The sequence below is a fragment of the Serratia sp. GW822-FHT06D09 genome (assembly GCF_058799515.1).
The window spans coordinates 327,049-349,021 of record NZ_JBXALO010000002.1 but is presented as its reverse complement, the minus strand read 5'-3'; the positions used below and the strand labels follow the sequence as shown (position 1 = coordinate 349,021).

Here is a 21,973-nt window from a genome sequence, read left to right as displayed (position 1 = left end):
ATTATCTCCCATTCCAATTCTGCAAAATCACTTCAACAACTGCCCAATCAAGCATGGTATCAATTTCAAAGCTTTCTTCTTCTGACATCTTGTGTGCAACAACTTTTCCGCCAAGACGGTTACCGGTACTCAAAAGAATCTCGCTTTTAGTTACATAAATTGAACCATTTTCTTTAAGCTTGATATTTTCCGGCTTTATATCTTGACGCCGCGGACGGTTTAAATAGTCATAATAAGCTTTCGGATTATCTTCATTTTCCCAAAGAAAATGCCAGAACTCGCAGACACTCAGTAGAGAGTCGGCTTTTTTATCAATAATCTTTTTGATAGCAACATCAATCGCATCATCTTTTCGAACTGGCGATGTTGCTTGCAATAATACGGTAAATTCAGGCTTATAATTCTCATGCTCCGCCAGCCACTCTAGCGTATGTAATAACGCAGGCTCGGTGGCTGCAGTATCTACCGCCAAGTGAGCTGGACGCATAAAGGGAACCTCAGCGCCATACTCTCTTGCAATTGAAGCAATATCTTCGCAATCCGTTGTTACAATGACACGATCAATATTTGATGAATTAATCGCCTGTTCAATACTCCAAGCAATTAAGGGTTTCCCTGCTATTTCTTTAATGTTTTTCTTAGGGATCCCTTTCGACCCACCCCTTGCTGGAATAATTGCAAGATTACTCATGTGATATCTCCGAAATTGGAATCTATAATTTATTGAATAGGACAAGAGGCTCCTCAGAATAAGGAGCCTCTATTTAACGATAGGATGGGGATTATTTATATTCGTACGCGTAGTACCCGTAGGCACTACCAGATTTATGCTCAACGGCATTAAGGATAATACCTTTGATTTCCATGCCATTTTGCTCAAAGCGACGGATACTTACTTCGATCTCTTTCAATGAGTTAACAGCATAACGAGCAACCAAAAGGGTGGTCCCTACATTACGTGCCACGATTGCAGCATCTGTCACCGCCAAAATTGGCGGGGTATCTACCAATACGATGTCATATTCTTTACCCGCCCACTCTAAGAACTCTGCCAGACGGTTGTGCATCAGCAGCTCTGAAGGATTGGGTGGGATTTTACCGCGCGATATAAAACTCAGGTTCTCAATCGAAGTTTTCTTGATCGCCTGCTGCGCCGTTGCCTGCCCGGAAAGGACATCGGATAGACCGGTACCTAATTCACAGTTCAACAATGAATGCGCGTAGCCTTTACGCATATCGGCATCAACGACCAAGATACGTTGCCCTGCCTGAGCAATAACGGCCGCCAAGTTAATACTAACAAACGTCTTACCGATGCTTGGGCTGGCGCCCGAGATCATCAGAACGTTGTTTTTTGCTTCCAGTGAGGCGAAGTGCAAACTTGTACGCAGACTTCTTACTGCTTCGATAGCCAGATCTGCCGGGTTACCCACGGCAAGCAGCGTATAACTTTTGGTGCTGCTGCGCTTACCGGACAACATTGTTTCGCGGTCACTTTTCTGTTGCCATTCGGACAGAGGGATGCTGGCATAAACGTTAATACCTTGCTGTTCTAACTGCTCGGGACTTTCAATGCCGCGATGAAGCATGGTTTTTAACAGGACGAACCCGGTGGAGAACAACCCACCCAACAGAGTGACAATCAGGACGATAATTGTTTTTTGCGGTTTCACCGGTCGCGGCTGCGTTACTGCCGGGTCAACAATACGTACATTACCTACGGTACTTGCCTTGGTAATGCCCAGTTCCTGCTGTTTGTTCAGCAACTGCATGTAAATTTCTTGTCCAGCCTGAACATCACGGGTTAGACGCAAAATTTCCTGCTGGGTTTTCGGCATACCGCTGACGCGTTTATTCAGTTTGTCCTTTTCCTTTTGCAAGGTAACGCGTTTTTCCATCAGTGCACGATAAGCAGGGTGCTCTTTAGTATAGAGCTTGGAGATTTCCGCTTCTTTAAAAGTCAGTTCATTTAACTGAGCTTCAACACCAACAATGGTATCCAATACCGATTTAGCTTCCAAAGACAAATCGACCGAATCATTGGCCTGGCGGAAACGGTTGAGTTTTTCTTCAGCGCTATCTAGAGAGCTCCGGACCTCTGGTAACTGCTCTTTCAGGAAGTCCAAACTTTTGGCCGCTTCCTCTGATTTGCGCTCAACGTTTTGCAATAGGTAGTTTTTACTTATGCTGTCCAAAATTTTGCGCACCAGAATCGGATCGTCGCCGATCAAACTCAGTGCCAGGACACCGGTATCCTTACCTTTATCCTCAACGGTCAAAGCGTCCAGCAAATTGTTGGTGGCAACCAAACGCTGCAATTTGGCTACTTCAAATACGGTGCCTGGCTCAGCAGAAATTTCACTGACCAATAACGTTATTCCATGAGCACTGGCTGACTCACCGACCTTCCCTTTGATAATTTCAGTGCCATTTTTGTCCAGCACATAATTTTTATCATCGATGACTTTCAATTCAAGCTCAATGTCATCCGAATTCGGCGGTACACTCAAACGAGACAACGCAATGCGCCCTGGCTCAACGCCAGTTAAACGCGCCCAACCACGACCAAAAAGCGGGAAATATTTCTGCTGAATCACAGTGTCAAGATTCAAATCGTCAACAGTTTTACCCGTTACCATGCGCGATTTGATTAGTTCGATTTCAGTAGAAGAACCCGGCTGACTGTTCGGTAACATCTGGGATAAATCATTGACCAGTGAGTTACCAACGTTTTGCTCAACCTGTACCATTGCATCGGCCTGGTAGACCGGGGTGGCAAACAGCGAATAAATGATAGCGGCAACAGAAAATAACGCTGTAATACCGATGATAAGCCAGCGATGGTCAAGTAAAGTACCTAACAAACGACTTAGATCGATCTCGTCATGATTATTGGCCGTTGATAAGCCTGGTTTCGTATTATCAGTCATTGGAATCTCTGGTTAACGATTTAATGCCTGTGCCCATTTTTGGGCAGCATCATCAAGAAGGCGGTAAACAAATTCAAACGCTTCTGCGCTTTTTTTGTAAGGATCGGGCACTTCTTTTTGTCCCAGCCAGTGAGCAAAAAGCATCGTCTTCCCTCTGACTTCCGGCACAAGTCGACAAACCGCATCGATATGGCCCTTTTCCATCACCAGGATCAACGAATACTCCCGGCACATTTCTTTTGTCAGTTGCCTCGCTTCATGCTGGTCTAACGACAAATTGTGTTTTTCCGCAATGGCAATAGCACTTTTGTCGGCGGGTTTACCGACTAAAGCACTAATACCGGCAGAGGCGATCTCTTTATCTGGTAAATGCTGTTTCAGCAAGCGTTCCGCCGTTGGGGAACGGCAGATATTACCAACACAGACAACCAGAATAGACTCAAACATTACCTACTCCCCTTCTACGGCCAATTACGAACACGCAATGCGCCTTCCGTGAGATTGTTGAAGCTGTCAATAGTTGGTGCTAATTGAACGATCAGACGGTTCCAACGAGCTACTGGCGCCGCTGTCACATAGACAATGTCATAAGGTTGCAGGTGGAATTCCGCCCCCATAACCAAAGCAGTCGCATCCGCCATGTTGAGCTGATAAATGTTTGCCAGCTTTTCACCTTGAGTGCCGTGAAGAGGGCGAATGACGAATACACCTGTCGCATCGGCCGCAGCCTGGCTGATCCCTTGGGTATTGCCTAGAGCTTCAGTCAGAGTCATGCCGCTACGATCCATCTTAAGCGTCGCTGGCGTTCTGACCTCACCCATAACAAATACTTTCAAATCGTCATTTCGCGGAACATAAAGAATGTCACCCGGGTAAAGCAGACGGTTCTGAGTCAAATCGCCATTCTGCATCAGCTGTTGCAATGAGAGACTTGACTCTTTGCCGTTATGAGTCAGTACAATATTACGCCAATCTGCATTTTCCGTCAGACCACCCGCGGCATTAATCGCGTCCATCACAGTCAAAGGTACGTTAGTAATGGGCTGTTGGCCTGATTTGGACACTTCACCTGTTACATACGCTTTTTGAGAACGGAAAGCGGCAATATTGACATCAACCTGCGGACTCTCGATATATTGAGCCAAGCGAGAGGCAATTTGGTCGCGGATTTGAGTCACCGTTTTGCCAACCACGTTCACCTTGCCAATGTAAGGGTAGAAAATGGTGCCGTCCGAGTGTACCCAGTTGCCAGTATCGCTGGCACTACGGTATTGTCCTGCTGGCGTGGTTAGTTCCGGGTGATCCCAAACTGTAACATTAAGTACATCACCCACACCGATCCGGTATTCATAAGTCCGTAAAGAGGCATCCAACTGACCATTAGTCTGCGCCACAATCTTGGCAGGTCGTAATTTGTCCAGTAACTTTGGTGTCATTGGGTAAATATTGACTAATTTGTCAATATCAAAATCTGCATCTTCTTGTTTTACTACATCTTTTCCACTTGTAGAAAGATGGGTTCCAGGAAATACAGTACAACCACTGATTACGCTGAGAGATATCAGGAGTGATATCATTTTCAATTGTTGTTTTGCCATCAAATTATCATCACTTTCAAAGTAAATGTATCCGCAAAGCTACAAAGCTAGCCGACCATGTCTTCGACTCTGTAACCTTACCAAAATGCCTTGGTTCACGGTGTAGCCTTGAGACGAAGGTAAAACCTATCGCAATTAACCTACAACGTTTATCTGTTGTTGATGAATACAAAGATATTATTATTAACGATGTAAAGTATTCAGCTTTGCTTACACTGATCACTGTCACTTACGATAATCATCTTTATAAAACATAAGGTTGTATGCATTTTAAAACCTGATTCACAAAGAAAAATCCCGAAGGACAAGCGATAAAGCAGTCTGTAATAGGATGTATACTAATATAAAAAATGAAACAGCGAAATTACTTAGGATTCAATGGACACAGTAAATGTGATGTTTGAGGGTGATTTCGCTGCTGAGCATTAGAATAGTTTAGTTTTTCTAAAGTTACAGTTTTTCAGCCCATTCGCGAAACGCTTTGCCTTGGGTAGGATGGCGTAAGCCGTAAGTGACAAACGCTCTCAGATAGCCCATTTTTTCGCCACAGTTAAACGACTCACCCACCAACTCCATCGCCTCGACCGGCTTGTGTTTTAACAGTTCAGCAATGGCATCTGTGAGCTGAATTCTTCCCCAAGCGCCTGGCTCTGTTTTCTCCAACAGTGGCCAGATATCCGCGGACAAAACGTAGCGCCCTACTGCAGAATAATTCGATTTCAACTGAACCTCACGGCCCGGTTTCTCGATAATAGAGGTCATCCTCGAACTCTCACCGGGTTGCAAACTGTTGGTTTCACATTCCACAACGGAGTAATCATGCAGGACATGTTCATCAGCAGCCTGTACCAGCACCTGACTCAAGCCCGTTTGTTCAAAGCGAGCAATCATATGCGGTAAGTTGTCTTTCTTCAGATCGGCTTTCGCATCGTCAAGCAAGACATCCGGTAACAGAACCACAAAAGGTGAATCCCCTACCAGAGGTTTGGCACACAGTACAGCATGCCCTAAACCTTTAGGCTGCCCCTGACGAATATGCATCAGGGTTACCCCTTTAGGGCAAATAGACTGCACCTCATCCAGCAACTGGCGCTTAACGCGCGCTTCGAGCATCGCTTCCAATTCGAACGAGGTATCGAAATGGTTTTCTATCGCATTTTTTGATGAATGCGTCACCAAGATGATCTCTTTAATCCCGGCAGCGACGCACTCATTGACAATGTATTGAATCAACGGCTTATCAACGATCGGCAACATTTCCTTCGGAATAGCCTTGGTTGCAGGCAGCATACGCATACCCAGACCTGCAACAGGAATGACAGCTTTCAACTTAGTCATGATAATCCTCTATCGATCTTGTGATCGTATTTTAGCCGTAACTCTTACTTGCTGTTCAACATCTGCTTCAACCATTGGGTAAAGCCTTCGCCTTCCGAGCTGTGACGCAGACCATACTGCACGAATGCCTTCATATAACCCAACTTATCACCACAGTCGTGTGATTTGCCGCTCATGTGAAAAGCCTCAACGGTTTCCTGCCCCATCAATGCCGCAATGGCATCGGTAAGCTGAATTTCATCACCGGCGCCCGGCAAGGTTTTTTCCAGCAGTGGCCAGATATCGGCAGACAGAACATAACGTCCCACTACCGCCAGATTAGAAGGCGCATCTTCAAGCGCTGGCTTTTCAACGACCGCCGTCATCGGGGTACTCTCACCTGCAGATAAGGTTGCACCACCGCAATCGACAACCCCGTATTTAGAGACGTCTTGCTCCGGTACCGGTTCCACCATGATCTGGCTAAAGCCAGTCTCCGTAAAACGTTCGATCATCTTGGCCAGGTTTTCTTTACGCAGATCTGCCGTGGAATCATCCAGCAATACGTCAGGCAGCAAAACGACGAAAGGCTCATCGCCTACCATAGGTTTGGCGCACAACACCGCGTGCCCCAAACCTTTAGCCTGACCCTGACGCACTTGCATCACCGTCACATCTGCCGGGCAGATAGTCTGTACTTCTTCCAGTAACTGGCGCTTAACGCGCGATTCCAAAACCGCCTCAAGCTCAAACGAGGTATCGAAGTGGTTTTCGATCGCATTTTTGGAGGAGTGGGTGACCAACACAATATCTTTGATCCCGGCCGCCACACACTCATTCACAATGTACTGAATCAGTGGTTTATCGACCACCGGCAGCATTTCTTTAGGAATAGCTTTTGTCGCCGGCAACATACGGGTTCCCAGGCCAGCTACAGGGATCACAGCCTTCAGTCTCTTTTGCATTTTTTTATCCACAATCTAATAACTATAACGTAGCCGACTTAAGCCTGTTTCCAGATATTTACGAAACCGGGGCCGTATGATTTGGACACGCTACCGCCCCTGGCTTTCAGCTACCAGTGCACTGTCATCGTTCTCTATGGGTTGATTGGGGGTTCCAATCTCACTTTGATGTAAATTAGGGGCCGTATTCGTTTGTTAAGCGATAGGTAGATCACAGAAAAAACAAAATAAATACGCCCTTATAACCAAACGATGATACTTGTAAATGTTTATGTGGCTAAGATTCTTATACTATTACCTTATCGATACAAGCCTAAGATACCCGTTGGATGCCCTTTTCAGAATAAGACTACCCACTGGAGCAGACTGAACAAAGTGTAGCAGCCAGCCAAACCTATAACGGATTGATTTTTAAAATTTATACTAACGCTGATTTTATCATCAGGCGTCTGATGCCATGCTCCGGCCAGGGACTCTCTTTTCCGAAAACCACCTATTTCTCGCCACAGTTCATTCCGAATGCCCTTCAACGGGGTGATTTTTTATGCATTATTTTAGTGATTGCCGTCATGTTGCATCCTTAGCCTTCCAGGCCATGGTTTTAAAGTTGAATTTTCCCGGTGCAACACCCATCATTCACTGGCGGCATAAGCCGTCGAACTTACAGGTGAAATTGGGCGTATGGAATGGATCGCGGATCCAACAATTTGGGCCGGCCTGGCCACTCTGGTCGTGCTGGAAATCGTTCTGGGTATAGACAACCTTATCTTTATCGCCATTCTGGCGGAAAAATTACCTAAACATCAGAGAGATAAGGCTCGCGTCGTAGGCCTGTTACTGGCATTGCTGATGCGTTTGGCCCTGTTGGCCTCCATCTCATGGTTGGCTACGCTGACCCAACCGCTGTTTTTTGCCGCCGGACATCCATTTAGCGGTCGCGACCTTATCATGCTGATTGGGGGGATCTTCCTGCTGTTCAAAGCCACGATGGAGCTTAACGAACGGCTGGAGGGTAAAGATGAAGAGCAACATGGCTCGCGCAAGGGTGCCCGTTTCTGGCCGGTGGTGGCGCAAATCGTGGTGTTGGATGCCGTATTCTCGCTCGACTCGGTGATCACTGCCGTCGGTATGGTTGATCACCTCGCCGTCATGATGATTGCGGTTTGTATCGCTATCGGCTTGATGTTGCTGGCCAGCAAGCCCTTAACACGCTTCGTCAACGCCCACCCGACAATCGTTATCCTGTGCCTGAGCTTCTTGCTGATGATCGGCTTTAGCCTGGTCGCCGAGGGCTTCGGCTACCATATTCCAAAAGGCTATTTGTACGCTGCAATTGGCTTCTCGGTGATGATCGAAGCGTTGAACCAGCTGTCGCAGTTCAATCGGCGCCGCTTTCTTTCCAAAGTGCGACCATTGCGCGAACGGACGGCAGAGGCCGTGCTGCGCATGCTGAGCGGCAAACATGAAGAAGCGGAAGTCGACAGCCACTCAGCCAACCTGCTGGCCGACAGCGACAGTGAGAGCGGCGAGATTTTCAATCAGCAAGAACGCCATATGATCGAACGCGTGTTGGGCATGGCCCAGCGTACGGTAAGCAGCATTATGACTTCCCGCCATGATGTGGAATACCTTGAGCTGAATGACCCACAGGAAAAGCTGACCCAACTGCTGGAAAAAAATCAGCATACGCGCATCGTGGTGGTGGAAAACAGCGCCAGTGATGAACCGCTCGGCGTTATTCACACCATTGACGTGTTGAAACAACAGCTTACCCAGGCCCCGCTAGATTTACGCGCGCTGGTGCTGCAACCGCTGATCTTCCCCGAGCAGTTAACCCTGCTGAGCGCGCTGGAACAATTCCGTCAGGCGCAGACGCATTTTGCCTTTGTGGTCGATGAGTTCGGCTCGGTGGAAGGGATCGTCACGCTGACCGATGTGATGGAAACCATCGCCGGTAACCTGCCGGAAGCCGGTGAGGAAGTGGATGCCCGGCATGATATCCAGCAAAATGAGGATGGCAGTTGGACCGCCAACGGCTATATGCCACTGGAAGATTTGGTGTTGTATCTGCCGTTGCCGTTGGAAGACAAGCGTGAGTATCACACGCTGGCCGGCCTGTTGATGGAGCACAGCCAGCGTATTCCTCAGGAAGGCGAGCAGTTGCGGATCGGTGACTACCTGTTCGAACCGCTGGAAGTCAGCAGCCACCGTATCTTGAAAGTGAAAATCACCCCGCTGTCGGTGCCCGAGCCGGACTACGAGGTGTAAAGCCTGGCCGGGTATGACCCGGCCCCTTTTATAAATGCTGGGGAACCAGCAGCTCCGTCGCCACAATCACCACGATTAACCCGACAATCACCGGCACCGAAGTGCGTTTTACCACTTCGAAAGGCGAGATCTTAGCCATACCGGACACCGCAACCACCACGCCAGATACCGGCGACAGGGTGCGCCCCAGATTTGAAGCCTGCAGCATCGGGATCACCAGATAAGCCGGATTAACCCCCATCTGCGCCGCCAACTTGGGAATGAGCTCAACGAAAGCATAGAAAGGTGCGTTCCCCGAACCGGTCGTCATGGCTGCCAGCATGGTAATCACCACCAGTACCAGCATCATGATAATGCCACCGGTACCGAACGACTGCGCCAGACTGATCAGCCCGCTGATAAATCCGACGGTGCTAAGCCCCTGTGCGAAAACGCCGGCTGCCACCAACAGCATCACGACGCTGGCAAAAGCATCCGCCATACCGCGATAAGCAACCTCCAATCCCGTGAACACCTGTTTGGCGCTAAAACTGCGCAAGAATTCGATTACCGCTGCCAGTAACATGCACCCGACCAACACGGTGATGATATGCAGTTCCGGCCCCCATTTACCGTCAAATACCAACACCCCGAGGATGGGGGTGAAAGGCAGCACGGCGTAGAACCCCGGTGCGTGAGTAGTGATTTCACTCACATCCATAATGTGATGCTGTTCGTTGCCCTTTTTGTCCAGATAGCGTTGCCAGAAGAAATGCGCGATGGCCATGCAGACAATGGCCGCAATGGAAATGGGCAAAGTGGTTTTAAAAGCAAAATCGACCAGCGGCATTTCCGCTGCCTTGGCGGCCAATACCACATCACCGGAGGTTGGCGCCAGGATAATCGCCGCAGGCGAAGCGCAGATAGCCGCCGCTGCACCGCGGCTGATGCCGACATTAACCATCAACGGGAATAGCGTTGCCATCAGCAATACGCCCAGGCCGGTAGCAGATGATACCGCCAGTGACATCAGGCAAGCGACAAAGTAGGCTGCCACCATTAAAAGATAAGGAGAGTTGATCATCTGCAATGGACGTGAGGCCAGCTTTACGACCACATCATTAGCACCAATGTGCGTCATATAAGCTGCAAAGCCACACAGCATCATAATCATCATGCCAAGATCGCCACCGCGACTCATCAGCAAGATTTTGACGTATTCGATGATGTCAGTCGCACGCCACCCGGTAGTGGCAGCACTGGCAGGCAACAGGCTTTTGCCCATCAGGGCGCTGATTGCCAACAGCAATAAGCCCCCCACCATCAACACTCCGGTAGCGGAGTAACCCTTGATGATGTAGCGGCCAACGCCCGCCGCGACGACCGCCCCAATCAGAAGCTCTATCATATTCCCTCAACTTATCATTATCGTTATTGACCATGCCAAAGCGTATAAATCGCCTTACTGCGCACACTCTGCACAAACTCAGTCAAATGCATCATGATGTTCGTCAATGTTACGGGAGGAAATTATTGGGGGGAGAAACACTTTACGGGGTTTATCAAAAATGCGGGCCGAGAACCGACCCGCATCGTTAAGATTAGAGTTTATCGAGCAGCTTTTTCAGATCCTGCCCTTCGCGTGAATCCTGGTTCTTTTCTGCCCATTTGTTCAACGCGTCCTTCGCCCGGTCCTGCAGCGTTTTACGCAATATCTGATCGACCTGCAATTGGTAGTTAAGCTGGTTCCACGGGCCATAAACCCGCAGTGGGATCGGCGTTTTCTGCAGTTGTTGGATCAGATCGTCGCGTCCCTGCCAACCGCCGGTTACCCGGACATTAAGCGCCATATCGCACTGTTTGCCCGGCATATCCACGGTACCGCCGCCACTCAGGTTCAACAATGGGGAATCTGCGCCCAGCTCGGTAATTTTTACCGTGCCCCGATTAAGGCTGGCTTTCGCCGACAGTTGTTTCACTTCGGTATAACGTTGATATTCGTCTTGCCCGCGTACGCTGCTGTCGTTACGCGCCACCGCTTGCTGAATCAACTGTTGAATATTCAGACCATGCAACTGCGCGTCCTGCATCGTCATCTGAGCCGTGCCCTGCCAGCGTCGTTCAAATGACTGTGAGGTAAAGCGATCGCCGGTTAAATCCCCCTGCATGCTGAATTTGCCGGTCAACACCTGTGGCATCTCGAACGCTTTCAAAACGGTGCCAAGTTCAACCTGTTTCACAACCGGCTGCACCGTGATGACCGGGCGGCTCCCCCGTGCGTCCAACGTCCCTGGCAACGCAAAATCACCGCCAGCCAACTGTCCAGAGAGCGAATGAGATGTCAACAACCCCTGCCGGTTATCCGCTTGCAGCACCAAATGGGCAATGTTCATGCCGCGATAAGTCAGTTGATCCACGCTTAAATTGAGTTGAGCATTAAAATCTCGCAGCACCTCAAGATTGTGCTGAGGATCGTCCATTTGGCTGGCTATGACCGGCGCTGAGGTCACAACCTGTGATGGCTGAGCTTGTGAACTGCTGGCTTGCCAACCGGTAAATGTATCCAAATTAAGCACAGTGGACGCCAGGTTAAGCGTGTAGGCCGGGATTTCACCGAACTTAATGTCGGCGTCACCGGTGAACGTGCTGTCATTTGCGCTAACGCTAAGCTGGCTTAGTGCGACTTGCTGTGGCGTTTGCTGATATACCACCTGAGCGCTGCCTTCGCCCTTAATACCGCCGGCCAGAATGTCAGCACCTTCCAGTTGATAACTGAACTGGCTCACATTGGCGGCAATGCGTCGTGGAAATTGCTGCAAATCGATATCCGCCGCCATACTGAAACTCAGATCGCGCTGATTGCGGTTCACCCGGCTGGAAAGTTCCATTTGCGCCTGGCGTTTGGCATTTTGCTGCAGGGTGAGGTTGATATCGCGAACGTTAATCTGCTCGTTGTTGGCACGCTGCCAGATCAGCAGACTGTCCACCACGCGAAGATTATCGATATCAAATTTCCACGGCGCCTCTGCCGACTCTTCGGAATGGCCCGCGGGGGCGATCGGTGCGTCAGGTTGGGTCTGCTCTTCACTGTCGGGCGTCAGGCGGATAACGGCGTTTTTCAACATCACCTGTTTCACAAACAGCTGATGCGATAACAACGGCAGCAGTTTGACATCCAGCCGCATGTTGTCGGCGCTCACCACCGGCGCAGTGGCTCCGGGGGCTGTCAGCGTCATGCGCCCTGCAAGGATACTGAGCTGTGGCCAGATGTGCCAGCGCAGCTCACCGTCCAACGTCAGATGATAACCGCTCTTTTGTTCGACCTTCGTGACCATATAGGCGCGAAAATCATTCGGATTAACCAACAGCACCAGCGCAGACATTCCCGCCACCAGCACCACCAGCAAAATCACCAAAGTCGTCAGTAATCTTCTCATGCCATCCTCTTGTCAACGCCCCACCGACAGTGCTTCCAGCGCTGTTAGTCCTTGTCGATTCGACTGGCTACCGCACCCTGCTGATCGCGGTATTTTGCATCCTGCCGGCTGTTGTAAGGACGTGCCGCCGGCCCAGAAAGCGGTTCAAAACTCAGCGCGCCAATCAGCATGCCCGGGCGTAATGCCAATGGCAGCTTACCTGAATTATAGAACTCCAGAACAATTCGGCCCTGCCAGCCTGGGTCGATACGGTGTGCGGTAACGTGCACCATTAATCCCAGGCGCGCCAGAGAAGAACGCCCGTCCAGCCACCCCACCAGATCGTTTGGCAGCGTTACCGACTCCAGCGTCACCGCCAGCGCCAGTTCGCCCGGATGCAGGAAGAAGGCTTCGCCTTCTGGCAGAACGATTTCATCACTCATCACGCGATCCAATGCGGCACTGACTTCGTCTTTCGGCCCACTGAGATCGATAAACGCGGCGGTGTGGCCGCGAAACACGCGGAACTGATTGCCTAAACGGACATCCACTGTGGCCCCGTTAATACGCTCAATCGGCGGACGCGGTGAAATCACCAGCTTTTCGCAATCCAGCCAGGCTTCTATATCACGGTCGCACAGTCTCATTTCTTTATCTCCATCAGGCGTGTCACTAAAACAAAAATTGCCACACAACGGGCGAAAGGTCTACGCCGCAGCGCAAATAGTTGCCCGCTGACCGGAAACACAGGTTTTCCGGCCATTGAACGGCATTATTCAAAGAATTGGCTGATTTTGGCTTTCAGAATATCGATCGCAATGCGGTTTTTGCCGCCACGAGGGACAATAATGTCGGCATATTGTTTGGAAGGTTCGATAAACTGCAGGAACATCGGACGAACGGTTTTCTGGTATTGCGCCATTACCGAATCCATTGAACGACCACGCTCATTCACGTCGCGCTTCATACGACGCATCAAGCAAATATCCAGCGGCGTATCGACAAAGATCGAGAAGTTCATTTCCTGACGTAAACGGATGTCCGTTAACAGCAGGATCCCTTCCAAAATAATCACCTTTTTCGGTTCCAGGTGAACAGTCTCTTTTTTGCGCGTGTGTTCGGTGTAGCTATACAAAGGTAACTCTATCGCCCTGCCCGATTTCAGCATTTGCAGATGCTGGAACAGCAGATTGTGATCCATGGCGCTCGGGTGGTCATAGTTTGTTTTGACCCGTTCTTCCATGGTCAGGTGTGTCTGGTCTTTGTAGTAACTGTCTTCAGGAATAACGCCGATATGTTCATCGCCAACCTGATCGCGAAGCTCACGATACAACGTACTGGCGATAAGGCTTTTTCCGGAGGCAGATGCGCCGGCGATACCAATAATGACGCACTGATGCGGCTTGTCAGTCATAAAATTAAAGACCTGATTTCGTAGTGTGAAGGGGGGGACTAAAACGCGACAATTATAGGGAGTTAGCGGGCATTGCGCCAGACTATATTGGCGCTGGTGGTTGCTATCTGCAGTTATTTCGCCACAACGGTGCTTGCAACGTTTTAAGATTATTGCGTCTAGGGCAATTGGGCGTCACGAGATAAACTCCCCTGCTTGCTCATCATCCTACCCATGGGGTGCTGTATTTTATCGGAGTCTGACGTGCTGGATTGGTATTTTCTGACATTTTTTGGCGACAGCATGTTGCTGTTGCCATGTGCATTAATTCTCTTTGTCGCATTGGTCGTCCCGCGCGCCACCAGAACCGCCGGCTGGCAATGGGCGTTGATCTTCGGCAGCGCCGGCGCTGTGGTATGTGTGTCCAAGCTGGCCTTTATGGGCTGGGGGATTGGCATCGAAAGTTATGACTTTACCGGTTTTAGCGGTCATTCAGCCCTGGCCGCCAGCATCTGGCCAGTATTCCTCTGGACGCTGACCGGACGTTTTTCCCATGCCGTACGCAGCATGGCGTTAGTGTTCGGCTTGGTCCTGCCACTCACCATAGGGCTATCACGGTTGGCCATTCAGGTGCATTCACCTTCGGAAGTGGTTAGCGGGCTAGTGCTTGGTTATCTGGCCAGTACCTTATTTCTGTTGCTGCAACGCGGTAAGGTGCGGCCACAGCTTTCATGGCCGAGAATTATCGCCGCTCTGGCCTTACCTCTGGCGCTGATGGGCAATCGACAACCGGCGCCCACGCAAGGCCTGCTGGAACATATTGCTGTAACCCTCGCGCACATCGAACACCCTTATACCCGCGCCGATTTGCACAAACACGTCACAGCACCATAAGCAAAACCCCGGAGATAGCCGGGGTTTTTATTTTCCTGCCTGCGGCGATTACAGCGCGCGGAAAGAGATTTCCGTCGGGATCGCCTCGCCCTGCCAGTACATTTGCGCAGCAACCCGTCCGGCAAGTTGGCGATACAGTTCGGCAAACTCGCTGTCCGGTCGGCTTATCACCGTTGGCGCACCGCGATCCAAATCCTCGCGCAGAGAAATGTGCAGCGGCAGTTGCCCCAACAGGCGGCTGTGGTATTTCTTCACCAGCTTCTCCGCCCCGCCGGTACCGAAGATCGGCTCGTGATGTCCGCAGTTGCTGCAAATATGCACGCTCATGTTTTCCACGATACCCAAGACCGGCACATGCACTTTTTCAAACATCACAATGCCCTTGGCGGCATCGAGCAGCGCAATATCCTGCGGTGTTGTAACAACCAGAGCGCCAGTGACCGGAATATTTTGCGACAGCGTCAACTGGATGTCGCCGGTGCCCGGCGGCATATCCAGCACCAAATAGTCCAGATCCGGCCACAGCGTGTCCTGCAGCAGTTGCATCAGCGCCTTGCTGGCCATTGGGCCACGCCAAACCATGGCGTTGTCATCAGTCACCAGATAACCGATCGAGTTGGTCGCTAACCCGTGGGCCACGATCGGCGCCATGTGCTGACCATCCGGCGAGGTTGGTCGCTCGTTTTCGGTCCCCAGCATGTTCGGAATTGACGGGCCATAGATGTCGGCGTCCAAAATACCGACCTTGGCGCCTTCTGCCGCCAGCGCTAACGCCAGGTTAACCGCTGTGGTGGATTTGCCCACCCCGCCCTTGCCGGAACTGATGGCGATAATATTGCGCACGCCCTTGATGCCGGCCTGATCGTTGGCGCGTTTCAGCGTGGTGATATCATGCTTCAGTTTCCAGTCAATCGCCTCGGCGCCGGTCACGCGCAGCAGTTCTGCGCTGACGCTGTCTTTGAGCGCCTCAAAACCACTTTGCCAGGCAAAGGGCATGGTCAATTCAATATGCAGCACATTATCCAGCAGCGCGCAGTGGTGAATTGCCTTCAGCGCAGTCAGATTGTTTTTTAACGTCGGGTGTTCAAAGGCGGCCAGTACACCGGTCACCAGGGCACGCAGAACTTCGGGGTTGGTCTGCTCGGGGGATTTTGCGTTCATCCCGGCTCCTTGATTTTGAATGGATAGCTTCCCGCTAAGCATATCAGAAGTGAGCGCCGGTCGGCGCATGTCCGCACAAAGAAACCGCCCTAGCCGTAGCGGGCGCGATCGGGTAACATCGAAGACCCTTTTTATTCATTACAGAAACCAAGTTCTCACTATGGCTCAAGTCGCGAAAAAATTATTGGTGACGTGCGCGCTACCGTACGCAAATGGTTCCATCCATCTCGGCCACATGCTCGAGCATATCCAGGCAGATATCTGGGTTCGTTACCAACGAATGCGCGGCAACGAGGTTCATTTCATCTGTGCGGACGACGCGCACGGCACGCCAATCATGCTGAAAGCTCAGCAGTTGGGCATCAAGCCGGAAGAAATGATTGCGGAGATGAGCCAGGAGCACCAACAGGATTTCGCCGGTTTTGGCATCAGCTATGATAACTATCATTCCACCCATAGCGATGAAAACCGTGAACTGTCGAGCCTGATTTACGGCCGCCTGAAAGAAAACGGCTTTATCAAGAACCGCACCATTTCCCAGCTGTACGATCCGGAGAAAGGCATGTTCCTGCCCGACCGTTTCGTCAAAGGCACCTGCCCGAAATGTAAATCACCGGATCAATACGGCGACAACTGCGAAGTCTGCGGCGCGACCTACAGCCCGACCGAGTTGATCGAGCCGAAATCCGTGGTTTCCGGCGCAACGCCGGTATTGCGTGATTCAGAGCACTTCTTCTTTGATCTGCCGTCGTTCAGCGAAATGCTGCAGGCCTGGACCCGTTCCGGCGCGCTGCAAGAACAGGTGGCAAACAAGATGCAGGAGTGGTTCGAATCCGGCCTGCAACAGTGGGATATCTCCCGCGATGCGCCGTATTTTGGCTTTGAAATCCCGGACGCGCCGGGCAAATACTTCTACGTCTGGCTAGATGCGCCTATCGGTTACATGGGGTCATTCAAAAACCTGTGCGACAAGCGCGGCGATCTGGATTTCGACGAGTTCTGGCGTAAGGACTCCACGACCGAGCTGTATCACTTTATCGGTAAAGACATCGTTTATTTCCACAGCCTGTTCTGGCCGGCGATGCTGGAAGGCAGTAACTTCCGCAAACCGACCAATCTGTTCGTGCACGGCTATGTGACGGTGAACGGCGCCAAGATGTCCAAATCTCGCGGCACTTTCATCAAGGCCGGCACCTACCTGCAACACCTGGATGCCGACTGCCTGCGTTATTACTACGCCGCCAAGCTGTCTTCACGCATTGACGATATCGACCTGAATCTGGAAGATTTCGTGCAGCGGGTGAACGCCGACATCGTCAATAAAGTGGTCAACCTGGCTTCGCGCAACGCCGGCTTTATCAGCAAGCGTTTCGGTGGCCAACTGGCCGACAAGCTGGCCGATCCGGCGCTGTACCAGACCTTCGTTGACGCAGCGCAAAGCATCGCCGACGCCTACGCCAGCCGTGAGTCGGGCCGTGCAATCCGCGAAATCATGGCGCTGGCCGATTTGGCTAACCGCTATGTGGACGAACAGGCTCCTTGGGTGGTGGCGAAGCAAGAAGGCCGCGATGCCGATCTGCAGGCCATCTGTTCCATGGGCATCAACCTGTTCCGCGTGCTGATGACCTATCTGAAACCGGTGCTGCCGTCACTGACCGAACGTACCGAAGCCTTCCTCAACTGCGAGCTTACCTGGGACAGCATCCAGCAACCGCTGTTGGGGCATCAGGTCAACGCATTCAAGGCGCTGTTCAACCGTATCGACCTGGATAAGGTCAATGAAATGGTTAGCGCCTCGAAAGAAGACATGGCGGCAACGAAAGTGGTCAGCGGGCCGTTGGCGGACGATCCTATTCAGGAAACCATCACCTTTGACGATTTCGCCAAGGTTGATATGCGCATTGCGCTGATCAAGAGCGCCGACTTTGTTGAAGGTTCAGACAAGTTGCTGAAGCTGCAGCTGGATCTGGGCGGCGAATCACGTCAGATCTTCTCTGGCATTCGCTCCGCTTACCCGGATCCGAAAGCGCTTGAAGGCCGTCTGACCATCATGGTCGCCAACCTGGCACCGCGTAAAATGCGCTTCGGGATTTCTGAAGGCATGGTGATGGCTGCCGGCCCAGGAGGGAAAGAGATCTTCCTGCTGAGCCCGGACAGCGGCGCACAGCCAGGAATGCAGGTGAAATAACACCGGTTTTCCAACCTCTAAAGGGTCGAGCTTGCTCGGCCCTTTTTATGCGCTTAGTCCAGCAGTGGTTCGCCAGGCTACAGGCTAAAACCGGCAAGTAATCCCTCTCCAGGAGGTTACCGAGGTAACCTATTTTTTTACATCGCCTCTTCCCAGACGGCCAAAATGAGCTATGTTATCCATACTGGTTTTATCACTGTATGCATAAACAGGTCTGATATGAAGGGATTCCCACCGCTGATTAACGCCTTGCTGGTCAGTTCGCTGGTACTGACCATTGGCCGCGGCGTAACGCTGCCGTTCATTACTATCTATCTGACCGGGCATTTTCATCTGCTGCCCAAAAGCGTCGGCATCATTCTGGGTATCAGCCTGGCGATCGGCATTTTCGCCAGCCTGTATGGCGGCTACCTGGTAGACAAATTCAACAAAAACACGCTGATCCTGATTTCCATTCTTTTGTTCGCCCTGAGTTTTTTCGCTATCCCGTGGATCCCGCGGCCGGGGGGTATCGTTGTGGTTTTGGCTATTTTACATACCGCCTATTCCGTATTGGGCATCACCATTAAAGCGTGCTTTGCCGACTGGCTGCCGGTCGCGCAGCGCATCAAAGCCTTTTCAATAAACTATACGCTGGTCAACGTCGGCTGGGCGGTTGGATCATCGTTGGGGGTACTGGTGGCAGGTCTGGATCCGCTGTTGCCGTTTTACCTTTCCGGTGGATTGGCTTTATTCACGGTGGCGACGCTGAACGTCATCCTGCGCAGGCAGTCCGCTACGGCCCCGGTCGCGCTGGATGCAACGCCCGCCGCGCGCCTTAATTTTCGCCAGACGCTGACCATCCTGCGTAACGATCGCCGGCTGATTTACTTTACCCTTGGCAGTACGCTGGGTGCGGTGGTTTTTGGCCAGTTCTCCGGCTATTTATCGCAATACCTGATCACCGTTTCTAATGCAGAGTTCGCTTATCAGGTCATTGGGGCGGTGATGATCGTCAATGCCTGTATCGTCATCGCCCTGCAGTATCTGCTCAGCCGCGGCATGCGTCAGGAAAATATGCTGCGCTGGCTGGCGCTGGGCACGCTATTTTTCATTCTGGGGCTGATCGGTTTTTGGCTGGCCGGGCAATCGCTCTGGCTCTGGATCCTTGCCATGGCGATATTCACCCTGGGCGAAATCATAGTGATCCCGGTGGAATATATGTTTATCGACTTCATCGCGCCACAGCACCTGAAAGGCAGCTATTACGGCGTACAAAACCTGAGCGCTCTGGGCGGCGCCATTAATCCGGTTCTGTGCGGTTTTATTCTCAGCTACGCCGCGCCGCAAATGATGTTTCTGATGTTGATTGCTGCTGCGCTGCTCAGCCTGCTATTCTTTTTTCTCGGGCATCGCCTGGCGCAGAGGCAACAACAGAATGCCAACTTCGCCAGTGCAGAATAAACCTGCGTCCCTTTTCATCGCGGTTGTCAACCAGCCCCATCGGCATGGTAGCCATAGAGAGAATTCATGGTGTGATTTGTGGCGAAGATCACAGTTTAATTGTATGATGAATGCATCGGTTAAACGGGATTAAGTTATGGCCAAGCTACTCACTCTGTGCTGGAAATACCTGGGGGCATTCGTCCTTATCTACCTTTGTCTGTTCGCCGGCAATGCCATCGCGGCTCTGCTGCCGATCGCCATTCCGGGCAGCATTATCGGCATGCTGTTGCTGTTCGCCCTGCTCTCCACCCAAATTCTGCCGGCCAAATGGGTCAAACCCGGTTGCCACCTGCTGATCCGCTATATGGTGCTGTTGTTCGTGCCTATCGGCGTGGGCGTGATGAAATACTATGACCAAATTATCGAGCATCTGGGGCCGCTGGTGGTGTCCTGCATCGTCAGCACCCTGATGGTGTTGGTGGTGGTCGGCTACACCTCACATTATTTCCACCGGGAGCGCACCATCATCGGCAAGCCTGATGCCGCGGAGGGCGAAAAATGATCCATGAAATCTGGTGGTCATTACCGCTGACGCTGGCCATCTATTTTGCAGCGCGCAAACTGGCGCAATGGCTGAACATGCCGTTGCTGAACCCACTGCTGGTGTCGATGGCGGTGATCATCCCCCTGCTGTTGCTGACCGGCATTCCTTATGAGCGTTATTTTCAGGGCAGTAAAATCCTCAATGACTTGCTGCAACCGGCCGTAGTGGCATTGGCTTATCCGCTGTATGAACAGCTGCATCAGATCCGCGCGCGCTGGAAGTCCATTATCGCCGTCTGCTTTATCGGCAGCCTCACCGCGATGATCAGCGGTGGCGCCATCGCTTTATGGATGGGGGCCACGCCGGAAATTGCCGCTTCCATCATGCCAAAATCGGTCACCACGCCCATCGCCATGGCGGTCGCAGAGTCGCTCGGCGGCATTCCGGCAATCAGCGCCGTTTGCGTGATTTTCGTCGGTATTCTCGGCGCGGTTTTCGGGCATACGCTGTTCAAAGTATTGAAAATCACCACCCGCTCGGCACGCGGGTTGGCAATGGGGACCGCGTCACATGCGCTCGGCACGGCACGCTGTGCAGAAATGGACTATCAGGAAGGGGCATTTGGTTCACTGGCCCTGGTGATCTGCGGCATCATCACCTCGCTGCTGGCGCCATTTCTGTTTCCGGTGCTGTTGCACCTGTTTGCCTGAGGCCTAAAACTTGCGATATATCTCGCATTTATGGTTTTCATTACATTGATTTCATCAATAAAGAGATTTAAATCACACTTTATTCGCGCCGGACTGCCTAGAATGTTATCCCGTTAACCTGTAGAGAGAGTTTCTATGCACCCGCGTTTTCAAACCGCTTTTGCTGAACTGCCCGCCACATTGCAATCCGCCCTGCTGCCTTATTTTGATGCGCCTGATTTTCCGGCCATGCTCAAGGCGGAACAAGTGGATGCTATCAAGCAGCGCTGCGGGCTGGGTGATGATGCTCTGGCATTCGCTCTGCTGCCGCTGGCGGCGGCCTGCTCGTTAGCGCCGATTTCGCAGTTTTATGTTGGCGCCATTGCTCGCGGGCAGAGCGGCAACCTGTATTTTGGCGCCAACATGGAGTTCAGCGGCGCGCCGATGCAACAAACCATTCATGCAGAGCAGTGTGCCGTGACTCATGCCTGGCTACGCGGCGAATCAGCGTTAGCCTCTATCACCGTTAACTACACGCCTTGTGGCCACTGCCGTCAGTTTATGAACGAACTCAACAGTGGTACCACGCTGAAAATTCGTCTGCCCGGTCGCGAACCGGCCACCCTGGGCGACTATCTGCCGGATGCCTTCGGCCCGAAAGACCTGAATATCGCCACGTTGCTGATGGACCGCGTCGATCATGGTTTCCAACTGACGCTGACCGACGAACTGGAGATGGCCGCGCTGGCTGCCGCCAATCAGAGTCACGCGCCCTACAGCAATGCTCACAGCGGCGTCGCACTGGAAGCCGAAGACGGGACGATTTATAGCGGTCGTTATGCGGAAAACGCAGCCTTCAACCCCAGCCTGCCACCGCTGCAGGCCGCGCTGATTCTGATGAACGTCTCCGGCGGCGACTGCCAAAAAGTGGTTCGAGCGGTGCTGGCCGAGCCCGACAGTGCCATCCTCACCCAATGGGATGCCACCCGCGCCACGTTGGCCGCGCTGGGTTGCCAAAATGTCAGTCGTATCACTTTCTAAATCTGCCCCCTGGCGGTGCTGCCCGGCACCGCTGTTACCAGCCCCGCCAGCCGATTACAATGGCATTCACGTCCTAAAACACTTTCTTTAGTTAAATTAGGACTTGATCGTCGATAATTACGCCAATTTACCTCATGATCCGATAACAATTGCTGTACATATTTC

General features: G+C 51.7%; 18 protein-coding genes. 7 read left to right on the top strand and 11 right to left on the bottom strand.

The window, feature by feature from the left end; genetic code table 11:
* Nucleotide 1: 1 nt before the first annotated feature.
* From AC1RKG_RS05445 to galU, 6 genes are all read right to left on the bottom strand, one after another.
* Nucleotides 2-691 (bottom strand): acylneuraminate cytidylyltransferase family protein, encoded by a 690-nt coding sequence (locus AC1RKG_RS05445; RefSeq protein WP_182821034.1) that lies wholly within the window; start codon nucleotides 689-691, stop codon nucleotides 2-4.
* A gap of 91 nt (nucleotides 692-782) precedes the next feature.
* Nucleotides 783-2,930, bottom strand: a complete 2,148-nt coding sequence (gene wzc / locus AC1RKG_RS05440; protein ID WP_187962564.1) for a tyrosine-protein kinase Wzc — start codon at nucleotides 2,928-2,930, stop codon at nucleotides 783-785.
* A 12-nt stretch (nucleotides 2,931-2,942) separates the two neighbouring features.
* A complete protein-coding gene (locus tag AC1RKG_RS05435; protein WP_182821038.1) occupies nucleotides 2,943-3,377 on the bottom strand; it encodes an arsenate reductase/protein-tyrosine-phosphatase family protein in 435 nt (144 codons plus the stop codon).
* A 14-nt stretch (nucleotides 3,378-3,391) separates the two neighbouring features.
* Nucleotides 3,392-4,528 carry a polysaccharide export protein gene (locus tag AC1RKG_RS05430; protein ID WP_187962563.1) on the bottom strand — a complete coding sequence of 379 codons (1,137 nt, stop codon included), beginning with the start codon at nucleotides 4,526-4,528 and terminating at the stop codon, nucleotides 3,392-3,394.
* A 450-nt stretch (nucleotides 4,529-4,978) separates the two neighbouring features.
* The gene (locus AC1RKG_RS05425) at nucleotides 4,979-5,866 is read right to left on the bottom strand and encodes a sugar phosphate nucleotidyltransferase (protein ID WP_187962562.1); all 888 of its coding nucleotides are present in this window, start codon (nucleotides 5,864-5,866) and stop codon (nucleotides 4,979-4,981) included.
* 44 nt (nucleotides 5,867-5,910) lie between these two features.
* A complete protein-coding gene (gene galU, locus AC1RKG_RS05420; protein WP_493182303.1) occupies nucleotides 5,911-6,810 on the bottom strand; it encodes a UTP--glucose-1-phosphate uridylyltransferase GalU in 900 nt (299 codons plus the stop codon).
* 681 nt (nucleotides 6,811-7,491) lie between these two features.
* On the opposite strand from galU, the gene AC1RKG_RS05415 reads away from it, so the two are divergent.
* Entirely contained in the window at nucleotides 7,492-9,078 is a 1,587-nt protein-coding gene (locus AC1RKG_RS05415) for a TerC family protein (protein WP_128864037.1), read from the top strand.
* A 28-nt stretch (nucleotides 9,079-9,106) separates the two neighbouring features.
* Here the strand turns inward: AC1RKG_RS05415 and dcuC are convergent, their stop codons facing one another.
* From dcuC to udk, 4 genes are all read right to left on the bottom strand, one after another.
* A complete protein-coding gene (gene dcuC, locus AC1RKG_RS05410; RefSeq protein ID WP_122077902.1) occupies nucleotides 9,107-10,465 on the bottom strand; it encodes an anaerobic C4-dicarboxylate transporter DcuC in 1,359 nt (452 codons plus the stop codon).
* 193 nt (nucleotides 10,466-10,658) lie between these two features.
* Nucleotides 10,659-12,494, bottom strand: coding sequence for an outer membrane assembly protein AsmA (asmA, locus tag AC1RKG_RS05405; protein WP_128864035.1), 1,836 nt, complete (start codon nucleotides 12,492-12,494; stop codon nucleotides 10,659-10,661).
* A 44-nt stretch (nucleotides 12,495-12,538) separates the two neighbouring features.
* Nucleotides 12,539-13,120: a dCTP deaminase gene (gene dcd / locus AC1RKG_RS05400; RefSeq protein WP_012006010.1), complete on the bottom strand. Its 582-nt coding sequence runs from the start codon at nucleotides 13,118-13,120 to the stop codon at nucleotides 12,539-12,541.
* Nucleotides 13,121-13,245: 125 nt separating this feature from the next.
* On the bottom strand, nucleotides 13,246-13,887 hold the full coding sequence (gene udk / locus AC1RKG_RS05395) for a uridine kinase (RefSeq protein WP_020826003.1): 642 nt from the start codon (nucleotides 13,885-13,887) through the stop codon (nucleotides 13,246-13,248).
* A 243-nt stretch (nucleotides 13,888-14,130) separates the two neighbouring features.
* Here udk and AC1RKG_RS05390 point away from each other — a divergent pair, with 243 nt between their 5' ends.
* Nucleotides 14,131-14,760 carry a phosphatase PAP2 family protein gene (locus tag AC1RKG_RS05390; protein WP_217330983.1) on the top strand — a complete coding sequence of 210 codons (630 nt, stop codon included), beginning with the start codon at nucleotides 14,131-14,133 and terminating at the stop codon, nucleotides 14,758-14,760.
* A gap of 48 nt (nucleotides 14,761-14,808) precedes the next feature.
* Here AC1RKG_RS05390 and apbC read toward each other — a convergent pair whose 3' ends face one another.
* On the bottom strand, nucleotides 14,809-15,921 hold the full coding sequence (gene apbC / locus AC1RKG_RS05385; protein WP_046374069.1) for an iron-sulfur cluster carrier protein ApbC: 1,113 nt from the start codon (nucleotides 15,919-15,921) through the stop codon (nucleotides 14,809-14,811).
* Nucleotides 15,922-16,081: 160 nt separating this feature from the next.
* Between apbC and metG the strand changes: the two genes are divergently transcribed.
* The 5 genes from metG to cdd all read left to right on the top strand — a co-directional run bounded on the left by metG (nucleotide 16,082) and on the right by cdd (nucleotide 21,808).
* Nucleotides 16,082-18,109, top strand: coding sequence for a methionine--tRNA ligase (metG, locus tag AC1RKG_RS05380; RefSeq protein WP_020826000.1), 2,028 nt, complete (start codon nucleotides 16,082-16,084; stop codon nucleotides 18,107-18,109).
* 219 nt (nucleotides 18,110-18,328) lie between these two features.
* Entirely contained in the window at nucleotides 18,329-19,552 is a 1,224-nt protein-coding gene (locus AC1RKG_RS05375; RefSeq protein ID WP_122077894.1) for an MFS transporter, read from the top strand.
* A gap of 136 nt (nucleotides 19,553-19,688) precedes the next feature.
* Nucleotides 19,689-20,096 (top strand): CidA/LrgA family protein, encoded by a 408-nt coding sequence (locus AC1RKG_RS05370; RefSeq protein WP_493182300.1) that lies wholly within the window; start codon nucleotides 19,689-19,691, stop codon nucleotides 20,094-20,096.
* On the top strand, nucleotides 20,093-20,788 hold the full coding sequence (locus AC1RKG_RS05365) for a CidB/LrgB family autolysis modulator (RefSeq protein ID WP_020825997.1): 696 nt from the start codon (nucleotides 20,093-20,095) through the stop codon (nucleotides 20,786-20,788). Before AC1RKG_RS05370 ends, AC1RKG_RS05365 begins: the two co-directional genes overlap by 4 nt.
* Before the next feature lie 135 nt (nucleotides 20,789-20,923).
* On the top strand, nucleotides 20,924-21,808 hold the full coding sequence (gene cdd, locus AC1RKG_RS05360; RefSeq protein ID WP_493182298.1) for a cytidine deaminase: 885 nt from the start codon (nucleotides 20,924-20,926) through the stop codon (nucleotides 21,806-21,808).
* The last annotated feature ends 165 nt before the right edge of the window (nucleotides 21,809-21,973 follow it).

Bases quoted from the DNA above. Each gene is read 5' to 3' on its own strand.
- AC1RKG_RS05365 (WP_020825997.1), top strand. From the start codon at position 20,093: ATGATCCATGAAATCTGGTGGTCATTACCGCTGACGCTGGCCATCTAT.
- asmA (WP_128864035.1), bottom strand. From the start codon at position 12,494: ATGAGAAGATTACTGACGACTTTGGTGATTTTGCTGGTGGTGCTGGTG.
- AC1RKG_RS05435 (WP_182821038.1), bottom strand. From the start codon at position 3,377: ATGTTTGAGTCTATTCTGGTTGTCTGTGTTGGTAATATCTGCCGTTCC.
- AC1RKG_RS05370 (WP_493182300.1), top strand. From the start codon at position 19,689: ATGGCCAAGCTACTCACTCTGTGCTGGAAATACCTGGGGGCATTCGTC.
- apbC (WP_046374069.1), bottom strand. From the start codon at position 15,921: ATGAACGCAAAATCCCCCGAGCAGACCAACCCCGAAGTTCTGCGTGCC.
- AC1RKG_RS05415 (WP_128864037.1), top strand. From the start codon at position 7,492: ATGGAATGGATCGCGGATCCAACAATTTGGGCCGGCCTGGCCACTCTG.
- AC1RKG_RS05430 (WP_187962563.1), bottom strand. From the start codon at position 4,528: ATGGCAAAACAACAATTGAAAATGATATCACTCCTGATATCTCTCAGC.
- wzc (WP_187962564.1), bottom strand. From the start codon at position 2,930: ATGACTGATAATACGAAACCAGGCTTATCAACGGCCAATAATCATGAC.
- AC1RKG_RS05375 (WP_122077894.1), top strand. From the start codon at position 18,329: ATGAAGGGATTCCCACCGCTGATTAACGCCTTGCTGGTCAGTTCGCTG.
- galU (WP_493182303.1), bottom strand. From the start codon at position 6,810: ATGCAAAAGAGACTGAAGGCTGTGATCCCTGTAGCTGGCCTGGGAACC.
- AC1RKG_RS05425 (WP_187962562.1), bottom strand. From the start codon at position 5,866: ATGACTAAGTTGAAAGCTGTCATTCCTGTTGCAGGTCTGGGTATGCGT.
- udk (WP_020826003.1), bottom strand. From the start codon at position 13,887: ATGACTGACAAGCCGCATCAGTGCGTCATTATTGGTATCGCCGGCGCA.
- dcuC (WP_122077902.1), bottom strand. From the start codon at position 10,465: ATGATAGAGCTTCTGATTGGGGCGGTCGTCGCGGCGGGCGTTGGCCGC.
- metG (WP_020826000.1), top strand. From the start codon at position 16,082: ATGGCTCAAGTCGCGAAAAAATTATTGGTGACGTGCGCGCTACCGTAC.
- AC1RKG_RS05445 (WP_182821034.1), bottom strand. From the start codon at position 691: ATGAGTAATCTTGCAATTATTCCAGCAAGGGGTGGGTCGAAAGGGATC.
- dcd (WP_012006010.1), bottom strand. From the start codon at position 13,120: ATGAGACTGTGCGACCGTGATATAGAAGCCTGGCTGGATTGCGAAAAG.
- cdd (WP_493182298.1), top strand. From the start codon at position 20,924: ATGCACCCGCGTTTTCAAACCGCTTTTGCTGAACTGCCCGCCACATTG.